The following is an 18,666-nucleotide window of genomic DNA, read 5'->3' on the forward strand; positions in this document are numbered from 1 at the left end:
TCACACAGGCATGGCATTTTCCGACAGACGCACGAATTGACACAGGGGCTGGCCGCAAGCGGGCCGCTCCGTATAATGCGGCCATCGCCACTGGTATGGATTAACGGATTGCATATGACTGAACAGCGCCCTATTGCGGTCCTGGGAGGCGGAAGTTTTGGTACCGCCGTGGCTAACCTGCTGGCCGAGAACGGTCGCCCGGTACGCCAGTGGATGCGTGATCCCGAACAAGCCGAGGCCATCCGCGTGCATCGGGAAAACCCTCGTTACCTTAAAGGCATCAAGATTCATCCGGCGGTCGAGCCGGTCACCGACCTGCAAACCACCCTGACCGATTGCGACTTGTGCTTTGTCGCGCTGCCGTCCAGCGCCTTGCGCTCGGTATTGGCGCCTCACGCTGAGCGCCTGGCGGGCAAAATGCTGGTCAGCCTGACCAAGGGCATCGAGGCGCAGACCTTCAAGTTGATGAGCGAAATCCTTGAAGAGATCGCTCCCCAGGCACGCATTGGCGTGCTGTCGGGGCCTAATCTGGCGCGGGAAGTGGCCGAACACGCGCTGACCGCCACCGTGGTCGCCAGTGAAGACGAGGCCTTGTGCGAGCGCGTCCAGGCGGTGCTGCATGGTCGCACCTTCCGTGTATATGCCAGTGGCGATCGCTTTGGCGTCGAACTGGGCGGCGCGCTCAAGAACGTCTACGCGATCATCGCCGGCATGGCGGTGGCGTTGGGCATGGGCGAAAACACCAAGAGCATGCTGATCACCCGCGCCTTGGCGGAAATGACCCGCTTCGCGGTGAACCAGGGCGCCAATCCCATGACGTTCCTGGGGCTGGCGGGCGTGGGCGACTTGATCGTCACCTGCTCGTCGCCCAAAAGCCGCAACTATCAGGTCGGGTTCGCCCTCGGCCAGGGCTTGAGCCTGGACGATGCGGTGACGCGCCTGGGCGAGGTAGCCGAAGGGGTCAACACGCTCAAGGTGCTCAAGGCCAAAGCGCAGGAAGTCGGCGTGTACATGCCGCTGGTCGCCGGGCTGCACGCGATCCTGTTTGAAGGACGCACGCTGGACCAGGTCATCGAACTGCTGATGCGGGCCGAGCCGAAAACCGACGTCGACTTTATTTCCACCAGTGGTTTCAACTGAGGAACGCGTCATGAACGATCCGAAAGCAGCTCCCAAGTACGAGTCCATTGTGCTGCGCGTCCTCTGGATGCTGGTGTTTGCCCTGGTGTGGCAAGTGGCGCAGTTCCTTCTTGGCGCGCTGGTCGTGGTGCAATTGATCTACCGCCTGGTCTACGGTGCGCCGAACCTGGGCCTGATGAACTTTGGCGACAGCCTCAGCCAGTTCCTTGCACAGATCGGCCGCTTCGGCAGTTTCCACAGCGAGCAAAAGCCTTGGCCGTTCGCCGATTGGCCAACCCCGCGCGCGCCCGAGGGCGAAGCCGCTCACAGCGTGCCGCCGGCGCCGCATCCGGTGCGCGATGAAGAGCCAAAACTGTGAAGCTGTGGATACTGCGTCACGGTGAGGCCGAAGGGCATGCCCGTACGGATGCCGAACGCAACCTCACCGAGCATGGCCGTGGCGACGTGTTACGCAGCGCGGCGCACCTGATCGGCCAGCCGCTGAGCGCCATCATTGCCAGCCCCTACGTACGGGCGCAGCAGACTGCGCAACTGGTGCGCGAAGCCCTGGGTTTTGAAGCTCAGATCCGCACCGTGCCGTGGCTGACCCCGGAAGGCAACCCAGTGCAGGTGCTGGAAAAGCTCGACACCGATGACAATGTGCTGCTGGTCAGCCATCAACCATTGGTCGGCAACCTGATCAGCTTTCTGCAGCATGGTCATCAGCGCCAACCGCAACCGATGTCCACCGCCAGCCTGGCGGAGCTGGAAGGCGACTTCCCGCTGGCAGGGCTGATGAGCCTGGTGAGTGTGAAAAACCCATAATCGATGTCGCGGCTTTGTGTGTGCTATACAGTCAACCAAGCAAGTGCTTGGTTGGCTATGGTCGGACCACACAGGAGCGCGTCCCATGCCCGTCGCTGTTCGTTTGCCGTTGCAGGTTTTTTTCGAGCGAGAGGCGCGCCACCCGCGCCAGACCTTTCTGGTCCAGCCGGTGGGCGGGGGCGAGGTGCAACACCTTGGCTGGGCGGATGTCGGCCGCCAGGCCCGTTGCGCGGCGAACTGGCTGCGCGCTCAGGGGTTGCCCCAGGGCTCGCCTATTGCCCTGATCTCGAAAAACTGTGCGCACTGGATCATCGCCGACCTGGCGATCTGGATGGCCGGGCATGTCTCGGTGCCGCTTTACCCCAACCTCACCGCTGACTCGGTCGCCCATGTACTCAGGCATTGCGAGGCGGCGCTGGTGTTTGTCGGCAAGCTCGACGATTGGCCCGCCATGGCCCCAGGCGTACCTGACGGCGTGCCGACCATCAGCCTGCCATTGTGCCCGGCGGGCGCGTTCGACTTCACCTGGGCCGACCTGCAGGCTTGTTCAGCGATCCAGGACAACCCCGCGCCTGCGGCCGCCGACCTGGCAACCATCATCTATACCTCCGGCACCACCGGCCTGCCAAAAGGCGTGATGCACAGTTTCGGTGCCCTGGGTTTCGCCGCCACCCACGGCGCTGAGTTGTTTGGCCTGGGGGAGGACGACCGCTTGCTGTCGTATCTGCCGCTGTGCCACGTGGCGGAACGGATGTTCGTGGAGATGGCCTCGATCTATACCGGGCAAACCGTGTTTTTCGCCGAGAGCCTGGACACCTTCCTGACGGACTTGCGCCGGGCGCGGCCGACCGCGCTGTTTGGCGTGCCGCGCATCTGGACCAAATTCCAGATGGGGGTCTACGCCAAGATCCCGCAGAAGCGCCTCGACACCTTGCTGCGCCTGCCGTTTATCGGCAAGCGCGTGGGCCACAAGGTGCTTGTCGGCTTGGGCCTGGATGCGTTGCGTATTGCGCTGTCTGGCGCGGCGCCGGTGCCGCAAGCACTGCTGCACTGGTATTGGCGCCTGGGCCTGGACGTGCTTGAGGTGTACGGCATGACCGAGAGCTGCGGTTACTCCCACGTGTGCCGCCCTGGCGCGCAGAAAATCGGTTGGATCGGCCAGCCATGCCCGGGCGTCGAGGTGCGGATCGAGCCGTCGGGTGAAGTACTGGTGCGCAGCGACGCGACCATGCTTGGCTATTTCAAAGACCCGCAAAAAACCGCTGAGACACTCACTGCCGATGGTTTCCTGCGCACGGGTGACAAAGGCGAGCAGGATGCTGACGGCCGCCTGCGCCTGACCGGACGGCTCAAGGAGATCTTCAAGACCAGCAAAGGCAAATATGTGGCCCCGGCGCCGATCGAAAATCGCCTGGCCGAACATGCGCGCATCGAACAGGTGTGCGTGGTCGGCGATGGCCTTCCCGCGCCGATCGGCTTGTGCGTGCTGTCGGCGCTGGAGCACGATCGGCAAGCATCGCGCAGTAGCCTTGAGCGCTGGCTGGAACAGGTCAACCAGACGCTGGACAAGCATGAGCGCCTGCGCCGACTGGTGGTGGTCAAAGACAGCTGGGCGGTGGAAAACGGCTTCCTCACGCCGACCCTGAAAATCCGCCGCAACGTGATCGAGTCGACCTACGGCCGATATTTTCAGGCCTGGAGCGAGCGTTCCGAGGCGGTTGTGTGGCAGGATTAGGGGCGTAATAAAATTAATAAGGACAATCGCATGAGCCTGTGGCGCACCCAACCGAATATCGAACAACTCAACGCCGTCCAGAAAAACACCATTGGTGAATTGCTGGATATTCGCTTCGAGAGCTTTGACGACGAATCCCTGACCGCGAGCATGCCGGTCGACCATCGCACCCATCAGCCCTACGGTCTGCTGCACGGCGGCGCCTCGGTGGTGCTGGCCGAGAGCCTCGGCTCCATGGCGGCCTACCTGTGCGTCGACACCAGCAAATTCTATTGCGTGGGGCTGGAAGTCAACGCCAACCACCTGCGCGGCGTGCGCAGCGGGCGGGTGACGGCAGTGGCCAGGGCGATCCATATCGGCCGCACCACCCAGGTGTGGGACATCCGCCTGACCAGCGAGGATGGCAAGGCCAGCTGTGTCTCGCGCCTGACCATGGCCGTGGTGCCTCTGGGCGAGAACCCGCCGGCGCGATAGGTGTGGCGTGAGTGTCATCATTCCTGGCAGTTACAGTCATTGCTGCATCGACCCGGCATGGTGACAATTCACTTCTGTTTTCAGTGATGGGTCCGGTATGTCGCAGCCTGTGTTTTTCGCCCACGCCAATGGCTTCCCTTCGGCCACCTACGGCAAGTTGTTTGCCGCGTTGTCGCCGCAGTACACGGTCGCCCACTTGCCGCAGCATGGCCACGACCCCAGGTTTCCGGTGGACGATAACTGGCAGAACCTGGTGGACGAGTTGATCCACCATCTACAGCAGCAGCCGGAACCGGTGTGGGGCGTGGGCCATTCCCTGGGCGGCGTGTTGCATCTGCACGCGGCCCTGCGTTGCCCGCAGTTGTATCGCGGCGTGGTGATGCTCGACTCGCCGGTGCTGACCCGTGCCGACCGCTGGGTGATCCGCGCTGCCAAGCGCCTGGGCTTCATCGACCGCCTGACGCCGGCCGGGCGCACCCTGGGCCGTCGGGAAGAATTCAGCGACCTGGACGCTGCGCGCAGCTACTTTGCCGGCAAGACCCTGTTTCGTGGTTTCGACCCGGACTGTTTCGAAGCCTACCTGCAACATGGCTTGTACCAGGCGGGCGACCGTCTGCGTTTGCGCTTCGATCCGGCCACCGAAATCAGTATCTACCGAGGCGTGCCCCATACCAGCCCCGGCCAGGTGCGCCAGCTGAAGGTGCCGCTGGCGGTGGTGCGCGGTCGCCAGAGCCGGGTGGTGATGCGTCACCATGCCAGCGGCGTCGTCCGTCTGCCCATGGGGGAAATGCTCACCATGCCCGGCGGGCATATGTTCCCGCTTGAACGCCCCCAGGACACTGCGGCCTTAATCAAGAACCTGTTCGCCCGCTGGCAGGCCCGCGAGCGCAGTTGCGCATGAGCACGCCGGTCGAAGAAGTCCGCCTGAGCCTGGCGCATATCGAATTGGCCGCCCACCTGTTCGGCCCTGAAGACGGCTTGCCGGTGATCGCCCTGCATGGTTGGCTGGACAACGCCAACAGCTTTGCGCGCCTGGCGCCGAAACTGCAGGGATTGCGCATCGTCGCGCTGGACATGGCCGGGCATGGGCATTCGGCGCATCGGCCTGCGGGTGCCGGGTACGCCTTGTGGGATTACGTCTTTGACGTGCTGCAAGTGGCCGAGCAACTGGGCTGGAAACGTTTTGCATTACTTGGCCACTCCCTCGGTGCCATCGTGTCCTTGGTGTTGGCAGGGGCATTACCGGAACGCGTGACGCACCTGGGTTTGATCGACGGCGTCATCCCGCCCACTGCCAGTGGTGACAACGCTGCCGAGCGTCTGGGCATGGCCTTGCAGGCGCAATTGAACCTGCGGGACAAGCGCAAGCCGGTCTACAGCACCCTGGATCGTGCGGTCGAAGCGCGCATGAAAGGCTTGGTGGCGGTCAGCCGCGAAGCCGCCGAACTGCTGGCCCAGCGCGGTTTGATGCCGGTGGCGGGTGGTTACACCTGGCGTACCGACAGCCGCTTGACCCTGGCGTCGCCGATGCGTCTGACCGATGAACAAGCCATGGCCTTCGTGCGACGAGTGGGTTGCCCTACGCAGTTGGTGGTGGCTGCCGACGGGATGCTGGCGAAACATCCCGAATTGCTTTCTCAGCTACCCTTTACCGTGACGACGCTGCCGGGTGGCCATCATTTGCACCTGAACGACGAGCCTGGCGCGATCCTTGTTGCAGACTGTTTCAATCGGTTCTTCTCCGCGCCTTGACTTGGCGCGGTCAACTGCCGAGGCTGGGCGGATTGAAAGGGAGTCAACCATGAACGATCTCAACACCGCTGCGACCTCCGATGGCCAAGGCGCGTTGATCTTATGAGCGTGCGTAACGGATGTATCCGTGTCCTCGGGCTGAGCCTTCTCAGCCCTCTGGTGTTTGCCGCCGATGTACCCGGTAGCCAGGACCTGCCCACCGTGGCCCGTCAGGTCGATGCGCAAATCGTCGATTACCGCCCCGCTGAAGAAAAAGAACGCATCTACCCCATGGGCGCGATTCGCAAGATCAGCGGCCAGTTGCGTTATGAAGGCCAGGCCACCGCGCGCGGCCAGACCACCGCAATCACCTACGAGATGCCCGCCGAACACAGCTCGAGCGCGGCGTTTACCGCCACCCGCGAGGCGTTGCAGGCCAACGGCGCGCAATTGTTGTTCTGGTGCAAGGCCCGCGATTGCGGCGAGAGCAGCTTGTGGGCCAACGAAGTGTTCGGCAACGCCAAGCTGGTCGGTGCCGATGGACAGCAGGAATACCTGCTGCTGCGCCTGGCCGAGCCACAGGCCAATTCCCTGATCGCTCTGTATGGCATTACACGCGGTAACCGACGCGCCTACCTGCATGTTGAACAAATGGACGCCAGTGCGCCGCTGGGCGATCTGCTGCCCACCTCGGCGACCCTGTTGCGCGAGTTGAAAAGCACCGGTGAACTGGACTTCCCGGCACTGGGCGCCGAGCCTGACGTCACCTGGCTCACCTTGATTTCACGTGGCTTGAACCTCGACACCACATTACGCGTCAGCCTGACCGGGCCGAACGCCGAAGCCTGGCGCCAGGCCCTGGTCGACAACGGCGTACGCGCCGCGCGACTGGAAACCGGCACCGGTGAAAGCAAAGGCCTGCACCTGCATCTGATACGCTGACGATCCCAGGCGAACGGACCCGCGCCGTTCGCCTAAGCTTTCTTCCTACGGACTTCTTCTCGAGAGACCCCATGCTCAATAACGATCGCCTGCTGGTGCAAATCCTGCTGCTGGTGCTGTTTGGTGCCAGCTTCTGGGTGATGGCGCCGTTCTGGTCGGCGCTGTTCTGGGGCGCTGTCCTTGCGTTTGCCAGCTGGCCGCTGATGGTGCTGCTGACGCGCTGGCTGGGCGGTCGTGAATCGTTGGCGGCCGGCATCCTGACCCTGGGCTGGATGTTGCTGGTGGCAGTGCCGCTGGTGTGGCTGGGGTTCAATCTGGCGGACCATGTGCGCGACGCCGTGGCATTGATCAAGGATATTCAGGTCGACGGCCTGCCCGAGGCGCCAACCTGGCTGGGGTCGATCCCGTTTGTGGGGGAGCGCCTGGTCGGCATGTGGAACAGCATCGACCAGCAGGGCGCGGCGCTGATGGTCAGTATCAAGCCGTACCTGGGGCAGGTGGGCAACTGGTTGCTGGCGCGCAGTGCGCAGATCGGCGGCGGCATCCTTGAGCTGACCCTGAGCCTGGTATTCGTGTTCTTTTTCTATCGCGATGGCCCACGCTTGGCGATGTTTGTGCACCGGCTGTTGGAGCGCCTGATCGGTGACCGCGCCGGTTACTACATCGAACTGGTGGCCGGTACGGTGCAACGGGTGGTCAACGGCGTGATCGGCACCGCTGCCGCCCAAGCGGTGCTGGCGCTGATCGGCTTCCTGATCGCCGGTGTGCCGGGCGCGCTGGTGCTGGGGATCGTTACCTTCCTGCTCAGCCTGATTCCCATGGGGCCGCCGCTGGTGTGGATCCCGGCCACGGCCTGGCTGGCATGGAAGGGCGATTACACCTATGCCGTGTTCCTGGGCGTGTGGGGCACTTTCATCATCAGTGGCGTGGACAACGTGCTCAAGCCGTACCTGATCAGCCGTGGCGGCAACCTGCCGCTGGTGATCGTGTTGCTCGGGGTGTTCGGCGGTTTGATCGCCTTTGGCTTTATCGGCTTGTTTATCGGCCCGACTCTGCTGGCGGTGGCGTACAGCCTGCTGATGGATTGGAGCGCGACCCACGCGCCGAGGCGCCCCGAAGACAAGCCTCTTTAAGCCCTGGGCAACCACATCACCGCGGTCAAGCCGCCGCCCGGTGTCTCTTCCAGGCGCAGGCGGCCACCGAGACGTTCCACTGCGTCTTTGGAAATGGTCATGCCCAGGCCGACGCCGCCGGAATTTCGGTTGCGCGAACCTTCAAGCCGATAGAACGGCTCGAACACGGCCTCGCGCTTGTCGGCGGCAATCCCGGGACCCTGGTCGATAACGCGGATTACCAGGGCCTCGCGGCTGTCGGTCAACTCGATACGCGCCGTGCCGGCATAGCGCAGGGCGTTGTCGATCAGGTTGTTCAGGCACGACCGCAGCGCCATGGGCTGCACTTGCAGTGGGGCGCAAGTGCCGGCGAATTGCACGTCCGAGCCTTGGTCCTGCGCGTTTTCGCTCATGGACTCCACCAGCGCCTGCACGTCCAGCCACTGCAGGGTTTCGCTGGTGCGTTGTTCGTGCAGGTAGCTCAGGGTGGCGTCGAGCATGTCGATCATGTCATCCAGGTCCTGGCGCATCTGGCCCTGCAATCGCGGGTCTTCGATCTGTTCCAGGCGCAGCTTGAGGCGTGACAGCGGGGTACGCAGGTCGTGTGAGACGGCACCGAGCATGCGCGCGCGCTGGCTGACTTGTTCACGTATCCGGCGTTGCATCAGGTTGAAGGTCGATGCGGCCTGGCGCGCCTCTCGGGGTCCTGACTCGTCAAGGGGCGGGCTGTCGAGGTCCAGGCTCAGGCGCTCGGCGGCTTCACTCAGGCGCTGTATCGGCCGGCTGAGCAACTTGGCACCGTACCAGGCGGCGATGATCAGCGAAATGAACTGGAACGTCAGCGGTACCACCGGCCCGCCAAACCAGGGACGGCGATGCTCCTTGTGCTGCGCCACCCACGTGCCGTCCGCCTGCTCCACAAAAGTCTCCTGCGGTGGCGGCGGTGGGGGCCCGTAATGGTGAAACCAGAAGAACGCCAACACATGGGCCAGCACAATCGCCACCAGCAACACGCCGAACAACCGACCGAACAGTGTGTTGAAGGGAGCACGCATCAACCGATATCCCGTGCGTCGAACAAGTAGCCTTCGCCGCGCACGGTCTTGATCAACTGCGGTGCCTTGGGGTCATCCCCGAGTTTCTGGCGCAGGCGCGAGACGAGCAGGTCGATGCTGCGATCGAACGCTTCGATGGAACGCCCACGGGCCGCATCCAGCAATTGCTCGCGGCTCAGCACCCGGCGCGGACGTTCGATAAACACCCACAGCAGGCGGAACTCGGCGTTGGACAGCGGCACCACCAGGCCATTGTCGGCCACCAGCTGGCGCAGCACGCTGTTGAGGCGCCAATTATCGAAGCGGATGTTGGCGCGTTGCTCGGTGCGGTCATCGCGCACGCGGCGCAGGATCGTCTGGATACGCGCCACCAGCTCGCGCGGCTCGAACGGCTTGGACATGTAGTCATCGGCGCCCAGCTCCAGGCCGATGATGCGGTCGGTGGGCTCGCAGCGGGCGGTGAGCATCAGGATCGGAATATCCGACTCCGAGCGCAGCCAGCGGCACAGTGACAGCCCGTCCTCGCCCGGCAGCATCAGGTCGAGCACCACCACATCAAAGGCTTCGGCGTGCATGGCCAGGCGCATCGCCGCGCCGTCGGTAACGCCGATGGCAAGGATATTGAAGCGGGCCAGGTAGTCGATAAGTAGTTCGCGGATCGGCACGTCGTCATCGACGATCAGCGCGCGAGTGTTCCAGCGCTTGTCATCGGTGATCACCGCGCCTTTTTGTGCGTCGTTCACTGGGGCCAAAGGGGTATGCATAGTGCGATCATCTGCCTGGTCGTTGCGGTCAGCATAGGCGCCCAGCCCCATGGCTGGAAGTGCTGGTCGGTGGGTCGTGCGAGCGAGGCTAGCGGCGGGGCATGTTGGGGGCATGTCGTGAATGTATCGGCTTTGACATAATTTCAAAAAATACCCGCCTGACAGCGGTTGGTCAGTATTTACCGATCATCGGATCCCGCAACGGCACCGCTTGCGCTACAATCCGCGCCGATTTCGACTTGCCTGAGAGCCCATGCCAATGACCGTCTGCCAGACGCCTATCATCGTCGCCCTGGATTACCCCACCCGTGACGCCGCACTGAAGCTGGCTGACCAGTTGGACCCCGCGCTGTGCCGGGTCAAGGTCGGCAAGGAACTGTTCACCAGTTGCGCTGCGGAAATCGTCGGCACCTTGCGTGACAAGGGCTTCGAGGTGTTCCTCGACCTCAAGTTCCACGATATCCCCAACACCACGGCCATGGCGGTCAAGGCTGCCGCTGAAATGGGCGTGTGGATGGTCAATGTGCACTGCTCCGGCGGCCTGCGCATGATGAGCGCGTGCCGTGAAGTGCTGGAACAGCGCAGTGGCCCTAAACCTTTGTTGATCGGTGTGACCGTGCTGACCAGCATGGAGCGCGAAGACCTGGCCGCTATCGGCCTGGACATCGAGCCCCAGGAGCAGGTCTTGCGCCTGGCCGCCCTGGCACAGAAAGCCGGCCTCGATGGCCTGGTGTGCTCGGCCCTGGAAGCCCAGGCGCTGAAGACCGCTCACCCGTCGCTGCAATTGGTCACTCCGGGGATCCGCCCGGCGGGCAGCGCCCAGGATGACCAGCGCCGCATCCTGACCCCGCGCCAGGCACTGGACGCGGGTTCCGACTACCTGGTGATCGGCCGTCCGATCAGCCAGGCGGCCGATCCGGCCAAGGCGTTGGCGGCGGTAGTGGCCGAGATCGCCTGACCTTGACGCATACGCGGTAAAAAACAGGGGAGCGAGCCAAGCCCGCTCCCCTATTGAGGGGTTCCAGGGTGGTTCAGTTGACCTTGAGCACCAACTTGCCGAAGTTTTCGCCGTTGAACAGCTTCATCAGCGTTTCCGGGAAGGTCTCCAGCCCCTCTACGATATCTTCCTTGCTCTTGAGCTTGCCCTGCGCCATCCAGCCGGCCATTTCCTGTCCGGCGGCGGCAAAGTTGGCCGCATGATCCATCACCACAAAGCCTTCCATCCGCGCGCGATTGACCAGCAGTGACAAGTAGTTGGACGGGCCTTTCACCGCTTCTTTGTTGTTGTATTGGCTGATGGCGCCGCAAATCACCACCCGTGCCCTCAACGCCAGGCGGCTGAGTACGGCGTCGAGGATGTCGCCACCAACGTTGTCGAAATACACATCCACGCCCTTGGGGCATTCGCGCTTGAGCGCGGCGGGTACGTCTTCGTTTTTGTAGTCGATGGCGGCGTCGAAGCCCAGTTCATCGACCAGGAACTTGCATTTGTCGGCACCGCCGGCAATGCCAATCACACGGCAGCCCTTGAGCTTGGCGATCTGCCCGGCAATGCTGCCCACGGCACCGGCCGCGCCGGAGATCACCACGGTCTCACCGGGCTTGGGCGCGCCGGTATCCAGCAGGGCGAAGTAGGCGGTCATGCCGGTCATGCCCAATGCGGAGAGGTAGCGGGGCAGCGGTGCCAGTTTTGGATCAACCTTGTAGAACCCGCGCGGCTCGCCGACGAAGTAGTCCTGCACGCCCAGCGCACCGTTTATGTAGTCCCCGACGGCGAAGTTCGGATGGTTCGAAGCAATCACTTTTCCCACGCCCAACGCGCGCATCACTTCGCCGATACCTACGGGAGGTATGTAGGACTTACCTTCATTCATCCAGCCGCGCATGGCTGGGTCGAGTGACAGGTATTCATTGTGCACCAGCACTTGCCCGTCCTGCGGCGTGCCCACCGGCACTTCCTGGTACGTGAAGGTGTCCCGCGTGGCCGCGCCGACCGGGCGTTTGGCGAGCAGGAATTGACGATTGGTCTGGGCAGTCATGGCAGAGACTCTTTGGAAATGAACCTTGAGTGATAGACCTTTGAGGGCTTGGGAGCAAGGCCAGTGCAGGGGGCGAATGCCCATCGATAGGCGCCATTGATACAGCGCCGTGGGGTGTTATCACTACGGCTCATGCAGCGCTAACCGTGGTTCTGATAGTGCTGACGCGCAATTCCCGGCGTTGGCTAGACTCGGCCAACGGCTATTTCCCCCATAGGATACCCCTCCATGAGCATGACGTTTTCCGGCCAGGTCGCCCTGGTGACCGGCGCCGCCGCCGGTATTGGCCGCGCCACCGCACTGGCGTTCGCCGCTGAAGGTTTGAAAGTAGTGGTCGCCGACCTGGATGTGGCCGGCGGGGAGGGCACCGTTGGGTTGATCCGGCAAGCGGGCGGCGAAGCGCTGTTCGTGCGCTGTGATGTCACCCGGGAGGCGCAGGTGCAGCAATTGATGGCACAGACCATTGCCGCCTATGGGCGCCTGGATTACGCGTTCAATAACGCCGGTATCGAGATCGAGAAGGGCAAGTTGGCGGACGGTAGCCTGGATGAGTTCGACGCGATCATGGGGGTCAACGTCAAGGGCGTGTGGCTGTGCATGAAGCACCAGTTGCCGCTGCTGTTGGCCCAGGGCGGCGGCGCCATCGTCAACACCGCCTCGGTGGCCGGCTTGGGCGCCGCGCCGAAGATGAGTATTTACGCGGCCTCCAAGCATGCCGTGATCGGCCTGACCAAGTCGGCGGCTATCGAATATGCGAAAAAGAAAATACGTGTCAACGCCGTCTGCCCGGCAGTGATCGATACGGACATGTTCCGCCGTGCCTATGAAGCCGATCCACGCAAGGCCGACTTCGCTGCCGCCATGCACCCGGTGGGGCGTATTGGCACCGTCGAGGAAATCGCCAGTGCGGTGCTGTACCTGTGCAGCGACGGAGCCGCGTTCACCACTGGCCACGCCTTGGCGGTGGACGGCGGCGCGACGGCTATCTAGGACCTTGCCCCGTCGCGTATTCGAAAACATAAGGGGGGCGTGTGGGGCTTTTCCAGAGCTGGCAAAACGCCGTGATCGAATTGTATCAGTAGGTAAATAATTCAATTAAATCAACGATTTAATGGATTTTTGCGACCGGTTGTGGCGCGCTTCTGTGCTTAACTCTTCGGGTTGAAATCAGACAGTGAGTGGCTCATGGATTTAGGGATCGATCGACAAGCCCTTGTACCGGTGGTGCAGCAAATCGTCAGTGCCGTGGCGCAGTGGATTCGCGAGAGCGGGGTGAGTCCAGGCACACGCTTGCCGTCCATTCGCCAGTTGGCGCTGGATAACCTGCTCAGCCAGTCCAGCGTGATCGAAGCCTTCGAACGGATGGTTGCCCAAGGCCTGCTGGCGCCCAGGCAAGGCGCGGGTTTTGTCGTGGCCCATCCGCCTGCTGCCTATGAAGGTCACTGGTACGAAGGTGCGGAGCAGGTATGGGGGGCCTTTGTCGATAACCCTCTGGGTGAGCTGAAGCTGGGCTGTGGCTGGTTGCCGGATGCCTGGCGCGAAAGCGATGACCTCAGCTACGCGATTCGTGAGGTCTCCCGTACCGACACCGCCGGCCTGTTCAACTACAGCACCCCACTTGGGTTGCCGGCACTGCGCGAGCAATTGCTCAAGCGCTTGACCCGCAATCACATCGCCAGCAGCCTGGATCGGATCCTCACCACCGCTGGCGCCAGCCATGCCCAGGACCTGTTGATCCGTACGTTGCTTAAGCCTGGCGACAGCGTGGTAGTCGAGACTCCGGGGTACGGCAACCTCTATCGCCAATTGGCGTTCCAGGGGGTTCGTTTACTGGAGGTGCCGCGCACGCGCAGTGGCCCGGATATCTCGGCACTGGAAGCGCTGCTGCACACGCACCATCCCAAATGCCTGTTCACTCAAAGCCTGTATCACAACCCCACCGGCACCAGCCTGTGCCGAGCGGTGGCCGAGCGCTTGCTGGAGCTGGCGCACCGCGAGAACTTCCTGATCATCGAGGAAGATGTCTACGCCGATCTGCAACATGCCAGTTGCACGCGGCTGTCGGCGTTGCCTCATGCGGATCGGGTGATCTACGTCGCGAGTTTTTCCAAGACACTGAGCAGTGCGTTACGCGTGGGCTACCTTTGCGCAAGCACGGCGATCATCACCCAATTGGTCGGTCTCAAGACCTTGACCGGCTTCGGGACCTCGCGGTTTGCCGAAGCGGTGGTTGCCGTGTTGCTGGCCAACGGGACTTATCGCAAGTGGGTACAGCGCCTGCGCAAGCGCCTGAGCGCCGAAATGACCGCCACGCTGCAGGTACTGGAGGACGAAGAATGGGAGGTCTTCGCGGTCCCCGCCGGTGGGATGTTTGTGTGGGCACGGCCCGCGGCGGGACAGCAATCGCGCTTGCAGGCGTGTGCGCGGCGGTTGGGTGTATTGTTATCGCCTGGCGCGTTATTCAGCCCGACCGGCGAAACCAGTGAGTGGCTGCGCATCAATGTGGCCTATGCTGGTGATCAACGGGCCTTGGCGTTGTTCCGGGCCATGGGGCCCGCCAGATCGACCTCGACCTTTCTGAAAACGACGGGCATGTAGCTTTTTGCCATTATTGTGGCGCCAATGGCTTGTGCTCATGGCCTGGTCGTTGCGAATCTCTCTGCTTGTCTATCGGGCTTGATGGCATCCGCCATTGCAAGAGGATCAAGTGCAATGATTTCGGGCGTGCAACGACGTTTCGCCAACCTGGGTATGGCGATAAAACTGGGCTTGGGCTTTGCCTTGGTGCTGCTGCTGACCGCGCTGGTAGCGGCCATTGGCGTGTGGTCCCTGCAAACCGTTGGTCAGCGCTTCGAAGGCCTCAAGGCCATGTCGTCGCTCAACAGTGGCCTGCTCAAGGTGCGACTGATCGAGCAGGACTACGCATTGCACGCCGACCCCAAGGCCGTCGACGCGCTGCATGAAAGCGTTGCTGCCCTGGCGGCCCTGGCGGCGAGCCTCAAGGCGCAGTCCGCCGCCAACGTGCCGGTCATGACGGATGTCGAGTCGGCCCTGACCGCCTACCGCAAGGCGTTCGATGAGTTTGTCGAGCTGACTCAGACCAAGGACCTGGCGCTGGAAATGGCCAGTTGGTCAGTGTCCAGTGTGGCCAATAACCTCGATGTGTTGCAGGCCGGCCTGTCGGACGACGGTACTTATGGCCTCAAGGAAAGCCAGGGCAAGGAGGGCGCCGAGTTTATCGAACAGTCCGGGCAGATCAGCCAAGTGTCGCGCTTGATGCTGCAAGCCATGAACGAAGCGCATGTACGCCTGGACCAGAGTCGCAAGGTCGATGCGGACGACGCCGAGCAAGGCAAGATCGAACAGGCCGACCAGGCCCTGGCTCAGGTCGAGCAACTGAAAATCGCGGTCAAGGATCCTGGCTACCAGACGGTGCTCAACGAAGTCTCAGGGCACATCGCCGCCTTCACCGAGAAGCTCGGTGAGTACACTGGCCTGCTGGCACAGGAGAAGGTGGTCTACAAACAATTGCATGACCGTGCGGCCGAGGTGGTCAGCCGGGTCAACCAGGCATATGACGCAGAAGACCAGTCGATGCAGGCGCAATTGAAGAAAAGCACGTTGTTGATCATCGGCTCGTCAGCGCTGGCATTGTTGGTGGGGTTGATTGCGGCCTGGGTGATCACGCGCTTGATCGTCGCCCCGTTGCGCCGCGTGATCGCGGTAGCGCAACAGATTGCCGCCGGCGACTTGACCGGCAGGATGGAGGTCAGCCGCCGTGATGAAATCGGCCAGTTGATGCAGGCGATGCAACAGATGGGCAACGGTTTGAGCCAGATGGTCAGCGGGTTGCAGGCGGGGATCGAGCAATTGGCCAGTTCGGCGCATTCGCTGTCCAGTGTCACCGAGCAAACCAACGTCGAGGTCAGCAGCCAGAAGGAAGAGACCGAGCAGGTGGCCACGGCAATGAATCAGATGACGGCCACTGTGCACGATGTCGCGCGCAACGCCGAAGAGGCCGCGCAAGCCGCGCAGACCGCCGATGACAAGGTTGAGAGCGGCCAGCAAGTGGTGCGCCAGAGCTTGCAGCGCATCGAGTTGTTAGCCACGTCCAGTGCCAGTGCCAGCACGAGTATCGACAGCCTGAGTGCGGAGATCCAGAACATTGGCGCGGTATTGGGCGTCATCAAAAGTGTGGCGGAGCAGACCAACTTGCTGGCGTTGAACGCCGCGATCGAAGCGGCCCGTGCGGGCGAGCAGGGGCGTGGCTTTGCCGTGGTGGCCGATGAGGTGCGCGCACTGGCCAAGCGCACCCAGCAATCGACCGAAGAAATCGAGCGACTGGTCAGCACTTTGCGCAGCGCCGCGCAGTCGTCGGTGCAGCAAATTCAACAGAGCGGCGAACTGGTGAAGCTGGCGGTCAGTGATGCCCTGGAAACCGAAAGCGCCTTGGGCAGCATCGCGGCGGCCGTCTCGTTGATCCAGCAGATGAACCAGCAGATCGCCGCCGCCGCCGAGGAGCAAAGCTCGGTGGCCGAGGAAATCAACCGCAGCGTCACCAGCATCCGCGCCAGTGCCGATCAATCGGCGTTGAGCATGCAAGGCAATGCCGCGTCGAGCATCGAGTTGGCGCAGTTGGGGGCCGAGCTCAAGGGCATGGTGGGGCACTTCCGCCTTTAATCGCCGCTTGAGTGCGGCGATCAACGGGGAGGGGGCTCAGGTGTTGGTGTTGTTGGCGAGGAAGGTCAGCAATGCTTCGTTGACGAAGTCCGGGTTTTCCCGAGCGCAAATGTGCCCGGCCTCGGGGATCAGAATCAACTCGCAACCGATCAGCTCGGCCATTTCCCGGGACTCCTCAGGCGGCCGGGGTTTGTCCTGCTCGCCGCACATGACTTGCGTGGTGTCCGCATCCAGGCGCGACAGCTGCGCCAATATGTCCTCGCGGCTGAAGATCAACCGGCCCAACGGCACGATGCTGTCCAACAGACGTTCGCGGGGAAATGCCTGCAGCGCCTGACGAAAATCCTGATACAACGCCGATTCGCGGTCGATACCTGGGCGAAAGAAGATCGGGGCGATCACATCCAGCAATGGCGCGGGGATGGCGCCGGCGTCTTCAATCATGTTGAACAGCGAGAAGTAGTACTGGCGCGTGGCCTCGGGCTCGGCACCCAGGTAGGTGTCCATGAGCACCAGGCTGTTGACCCGCTCAGGCGCCAGCAGCGCCAGGCGTGCGCCCCACATGCCGCCGACCGAAAGGCCTACCAGGTTGATATGTTCGATATCCAGGTGGTCCAGCAGGGCCAGGGTCTGGCGCGCCAGGTCGTCGAGGGAACGGGTCGATACAGGCAGTGGGCCTGATTCACCATGGCCCCACAACTCGGGCACGATGACGCGATATTTTTGCGATAACGCGGTGATCTGCGGCGCCCACATGTCGCGATCCCACAGGTAGCTTGAGCCAAGCAGGACGACAGGGCCGGTGCCCTGGTCGGTGTAGTGCAACGGTTGTTCATCAATCACGGCGACAGGCATAGCAGGCCTCTAACTTCACGGAGTGAGGGGCACTTTTTTACGCGAGTCGGGGGCGAGGGGATAGGGGCAAAGTAATGGCATCTTGTCTGGGGTGCGCGGGTCCGCTCACCCCAGACAGGCCACGGATGACATGATCAGTCGTAGATGGCTTTCTTTTTCCATTCGGCGTCGGCGTCGACTTCCTTCATGCCCTCGGTCAGTTCGCTGGCCTCGTCTATCGTCTGTTTGCTGTTGACCAGTACCGTGGCGTTGGCGCGGGCCAGTTGGCCTTCCAACTGCTGCAGTTGGGCGCTGTAGAGCACCGGCTCCGGCTGTTTGCGCAGGTATTGCGCGCCACGCTCGAAGGCCAGGCGCGCTTGCCCCGGCTGACCTTGCTGCAAGGCATGTTGGCCGAGGTTGTTGAAGAACTCGATGTGCAGCAGCACCAGGATATGGCGTATTTCCTTGATCCAGTGCTTGGCTTCGTTGGTCGGCAGGAAACCGTCCTGGGCGGCGCGAGTGACCTGGCCATGCAGGGCCTCGAGCAGGAAGCGTACATCCTTGGCCTTGGCTTCGGTCTGGATCGGCGCGGGTGGGTTGTTCACCGGGATGGATTCGCCCTGGGCCACCAGCGCGCTCAACTCGGTGATGCGCGCTTTGTATGTAGCATTGGTCTTGTTCAGGTTCGACAGCCGCTGGTTGACGTTGAGCTCCAGGCGGGTCAACAACAGCTTGAGCGTCGGGGTCATGAACTGGCCGGGGAAAGTCTCGGTGATTTCACCGCAGCGACGCAGGCGATCGTTAAGTTCGATTTCGGTGCGCTGCTTTTCCAGCTTGTTGTTTTCCACCACGTGGTTCATATAGCCAATGGCGATCAGTATTGCGATCCCGGCTATTACCAGCAGGGTGATCATGAGTGGTGTCACCGGTGTGACCTCTTTATAGGGTTTACAGTGGAGTGTAGTGACTGCGCTGGCTGTCGGATAGGATTGATCGACCAATTGCCAGGTAGTTTCTTCTATCTATAGTAGCCTCCCTGCATGGATGCACATTGCCATCATTTGCTTGGGTGAACTATAGCGTCTTGTCGGGCGCCAGAATATAGGCGCCAGGGTCCGGACAGGCAGAATGCCCTCATGGACCGGTAAACGGGGGCGAAGTCATTGATTTAAATAAATTTATCCTTGGGGGTTGACGACCTTTCAATCCATCCATAGAATGCGCGCCACTTACAGCGTAAAGCACACAGCGAAACGCGGTAGGGAGTGAATGTTGTACGTGTGTCCCCTTCGTCTAGTGGCCTAGGACACCGCCCTTTCACGGCGGTAACAGGGGTTCGAGTCCCCTAGGGGACGC

Annotated in this window: 18 protein-coding genes, 1 tRNA gene and 1 pseudogene; 15 read left to right on the top strand and 5 right to left on the bottom strand. The window is 62.3% G+C overall.

What is annotated here, in order from left to right:
- Window positions 1-114: 114 nt before the first annotated feature.
- From V6M90_RS22465 to V6M90_RS22505, 9 genes are all read left to right on the top strand, one after another.
- Entirely contained in the window at window positions 115-1,140 is a 1,026-nt protein-coding gene (locus tag V6M90_RS22465) for an NAD(P)H-dependent glycerol-3-phosphate dehydrogenase (RefSeq protein ID WP_141063709.1), read from the top strand.
- Window positions 1,141-1,150: 10 nt separating this feature from the next.
- Window positions 1,151-1,498, top strand: a complete 348-nt coding sequence (locus tag V6M90_RS22470) for a DUF4389 domain-containing protein (RefSeq protein ID WP_003172838.1) — start codon at window positions 1,151-1,153, stop codon at window positions 1,496-1,498.
- A complete protein-coding gene (sixA, locus tag V6M90_RS22475; RefSeq protein WP_332847153.1) occupies window positions 1,495-1,944 on the top strand; it encodes a phosphohistidine phosphatase SixA in 450 nt (149 codons plus the stop codon). The genes V6M90_RS22470 and sixA overlap by 4 nt, the downstream gene beginning before the upstream one ends.
- 85 nt (window positions 1,945-2,029) lie before the next feature.
- Complete coding sequence (locus V6M90_RS22480; RefSeq protein WP_332847154.1) at window positions 2,030-3,679, top strand: AMP-binding protein; 1,650 nt, start codon at window positions 2,030-2,032, stop codon at window positions 3,677-3,679.
- A 30-nt stretch (window positions 3,680-3,709) separates the two neighbouring features.
- Window positions 3,710-4,153 (top strand): hotdog fold thioesterase, encoded by a 444-nt coding sequence (locus V6M90_RS22485; RefSeq protein ID WP_003172843.1) that lies wholly within the window; start codon window positions 3,710-3,712, stop codon window positions 4,151-4,153.
- A gap of 97 nt (window positions 4,154-4,250) precedes the next feature.
- Window positions 4,251-5,054 carry an alpha/beta fold hydrolase gene (locus V6M90_RS22490; RefSeq protein WP_003172844.1) on the top strand — a complete coding sequence of 268 codons (804 nt, stop codon included), beginning with the start codon at window positions 4,251-4,253 and terminating at the stop codon, window positions 5,052-5,054.
- Entirely contained in the window at window positions 5,051-5,905 is an 855-nt protein-coding gene (locus V6M90_RS22495; protein WP_003172845.1) for an alpha/beta hydrolase, read from the top strand. Before V6M90_RS22490 ends, V6M90_RS22495 begins: the two co-directional genes overlap by 4 nt.
- A 102-nt stretch (window positions 5,906-6,007) precedes the next feature.
- On the top strand, window positions 6,008-6,826 hold the full coding sequence (locus V6M90_RS22500; protein WP_305428901.1) for a DUF4892 domain-containing protein: 819 nt from the start codon (window positions 6,008-6,010) through the stop codon (window positions 6,824-6,826).
- A gap of 71 nt (window positions 6,827-6,897) precedes the next feature.
- The gene (locus tag V6M90_RS22505) at window positions 6,898-7,959 is read left to right on the top strand and encodes an AI-2E family transporter (RefSeq protein WP_003172848.1); all 1,062 of its coding nucleotides are present in this window, start codon (window positions 6,898-6,900) and stop codon (window positions 7,957-7,959) included.
- Here V6M90_RS22505 and V6M90_RS22510 read toward each other — a convergent pair.
- Together V6M90_RS22510 and V6M90_RS22515 are read right to left on the bottom strand one after the other, a co-directional pair.
- Window positions 7,956-8,993, bottom strand: a complete 1,038-nt coding sequence (locus V6M90_RS22510; protein ID WP_003172849.1) for a sensor histidine kinase — start codon at window positions 8,991-8,993, stop codon at window positions 7,956-7,958. The two genes, V6M90_RS22505 and V6M90_RS22510, sit on opposite strands and share 4 nt — an antisense overlap.
- Window positions 8,993-9,757, bottom strand: coding sequence for a response regulator (locus V6M90_RS22515; protein WP_003172850.1), 765 nt, complete (start codon window positions 9,755-9,757; stop codon window positions 8,993-8,995). The genes V6M90_RS22510 and V6M90_RS22515 overlap by 1 nt, the downstream gene beginning before the upstream one ends.
- A 259-nt stretch (window positions 9,758-10,016) precedes the next feature.
- On the opposite strand from V6M90_RS22515, the gene pyrF reads away from it, so the two are divergent.
- Window positions 10,017-10,715, top strand: coding sequence for an orotidine-5'-phosphate decarboxylase (gene pyrF / locus V6M90_RS22520; protein WP_003172851.1), 699 nt, complete (start codon window positions 10,017-10,019; stop codon window positions 10,713-10,715).
- Window positions 10,716-10,788: 73 nt separating this feature from the next.
- Here the strand turns inward: pyrF and V6M90_RS22525 are convergent, their stop codons facing one another.
- Window positions 10,789-11,796: an NADP-dependent oxidoreductase gene (locus V6M90_RS22525; protein ID WP_332847155.1), complete on the bottom strand. Its 1,008-nt coding sequence runs from the start codon at window positions 11,794-11,796 to the stop codon at window positions 10,789-10,791.
- Window positions 11,797-12,024: 228 nt separating this feature from the next.
- On the opposite strand from V6M90_RS22525, the gene V6M90_RS22530 reads away from it, so the two are divergent.
- The 4 genes and pseudogenes from V6M90_RS22530 to V6M90_RS30260 all read left to right on the top strand — a co-directional run bounded on the left by V6M90_RS22530 (window position 12,025) and on the right by V6M90_RS30260 (window position 16,476).
- A complete protein-coding gene (locus V6M90_RS22530) occupies window positions 12,025-12,786 on the top strand; it encodes an SDR family oxidoreductase (protein ID WP_003172854.1) in 762 nt (253 codons plus the stop codon).
- A gap of 195 nt (window positions 12,787-12,981) precedes the next feature.
- The gene (locus V6M90_RS22535; protein ID WP_332847156.1) at window positions 12,982-14,394 is read left to right on the top strand and encodes an aminotransferase-like domain-containing protein; all 1,413 of its coding nucleotides are present in this window, start codon (window positions 12,982-12,984) and stop codon (window positions 14,392-14,394) included.
- Window positions 14,395-15,390: 996 nt separating this feature from the next.
- Window positions 15,391-15,618, top strand: a pseudogene (locus V6M90_RS30255) (HAMP domain-containing protein); the annotation flags it as partial.
- A 15-nt stretch (window positions 15,619-15,633) separates the two neighbouring features.
- A complete protein-coding gene (locus tag V6M90_RS30260; protein ID WP_408637331.1) occupies window positions 15,634-16,476 on the top strand; it encodes a methyl-accepting chemotaxis protein in 843 nt (280 codons plus the stop codon).
- Window positions 16,477-16,512: 36 nt separating this feature from the next.
- Here the strand turns inward: V6M90_RS30260 and V6M90_RS22545 are convergent, their stop codons facing one another.
- Entirely contained in the window at window positions 16,513-17,331 is an 819-nt protein-coding gene (locus tag V6M90_RS22545; RefSeq protein WP_003172858.1) for an alpha/beta fold hydrolase, read from the bottom strand.
- 134 nt (window positions 17,332-17,465) lie between these two features.
- Window positions 17,466-18,236, bottom strand: a complete 771-nt coding sequence (locus tag V6M90_RS22550) for a hypothetical protein (RefSeq protein WP_003172859.1) — start codon at window positions 18,234-18,236, stop codon at window positions 17,466-17,468.
- 356 nt (window positions 18,237-18,592) lie between these two features.
- On the opposite strand from V6M90_RS22550, the gene V6M90_RS22555 reads away from it, so the two are divergent.
- Window positions 18,593-18,665, top strand: a tRNA-Glu gene (locus V6M90_RS22555).
- Window position 18,666: the final 1 nt, after the last annotated feature.

The sequence above is a fragment of the Pseudomonas lactucae genome, from assembly GCF_036688725.1.
GTDB classification, from domain to species: Bacteria; Pseudomonadota; Gammaproteobacteria; order Pseudomonadales; family Pseudomonadaceae; genus Aquipseudomonas; species Aquipseudomonas lactucae.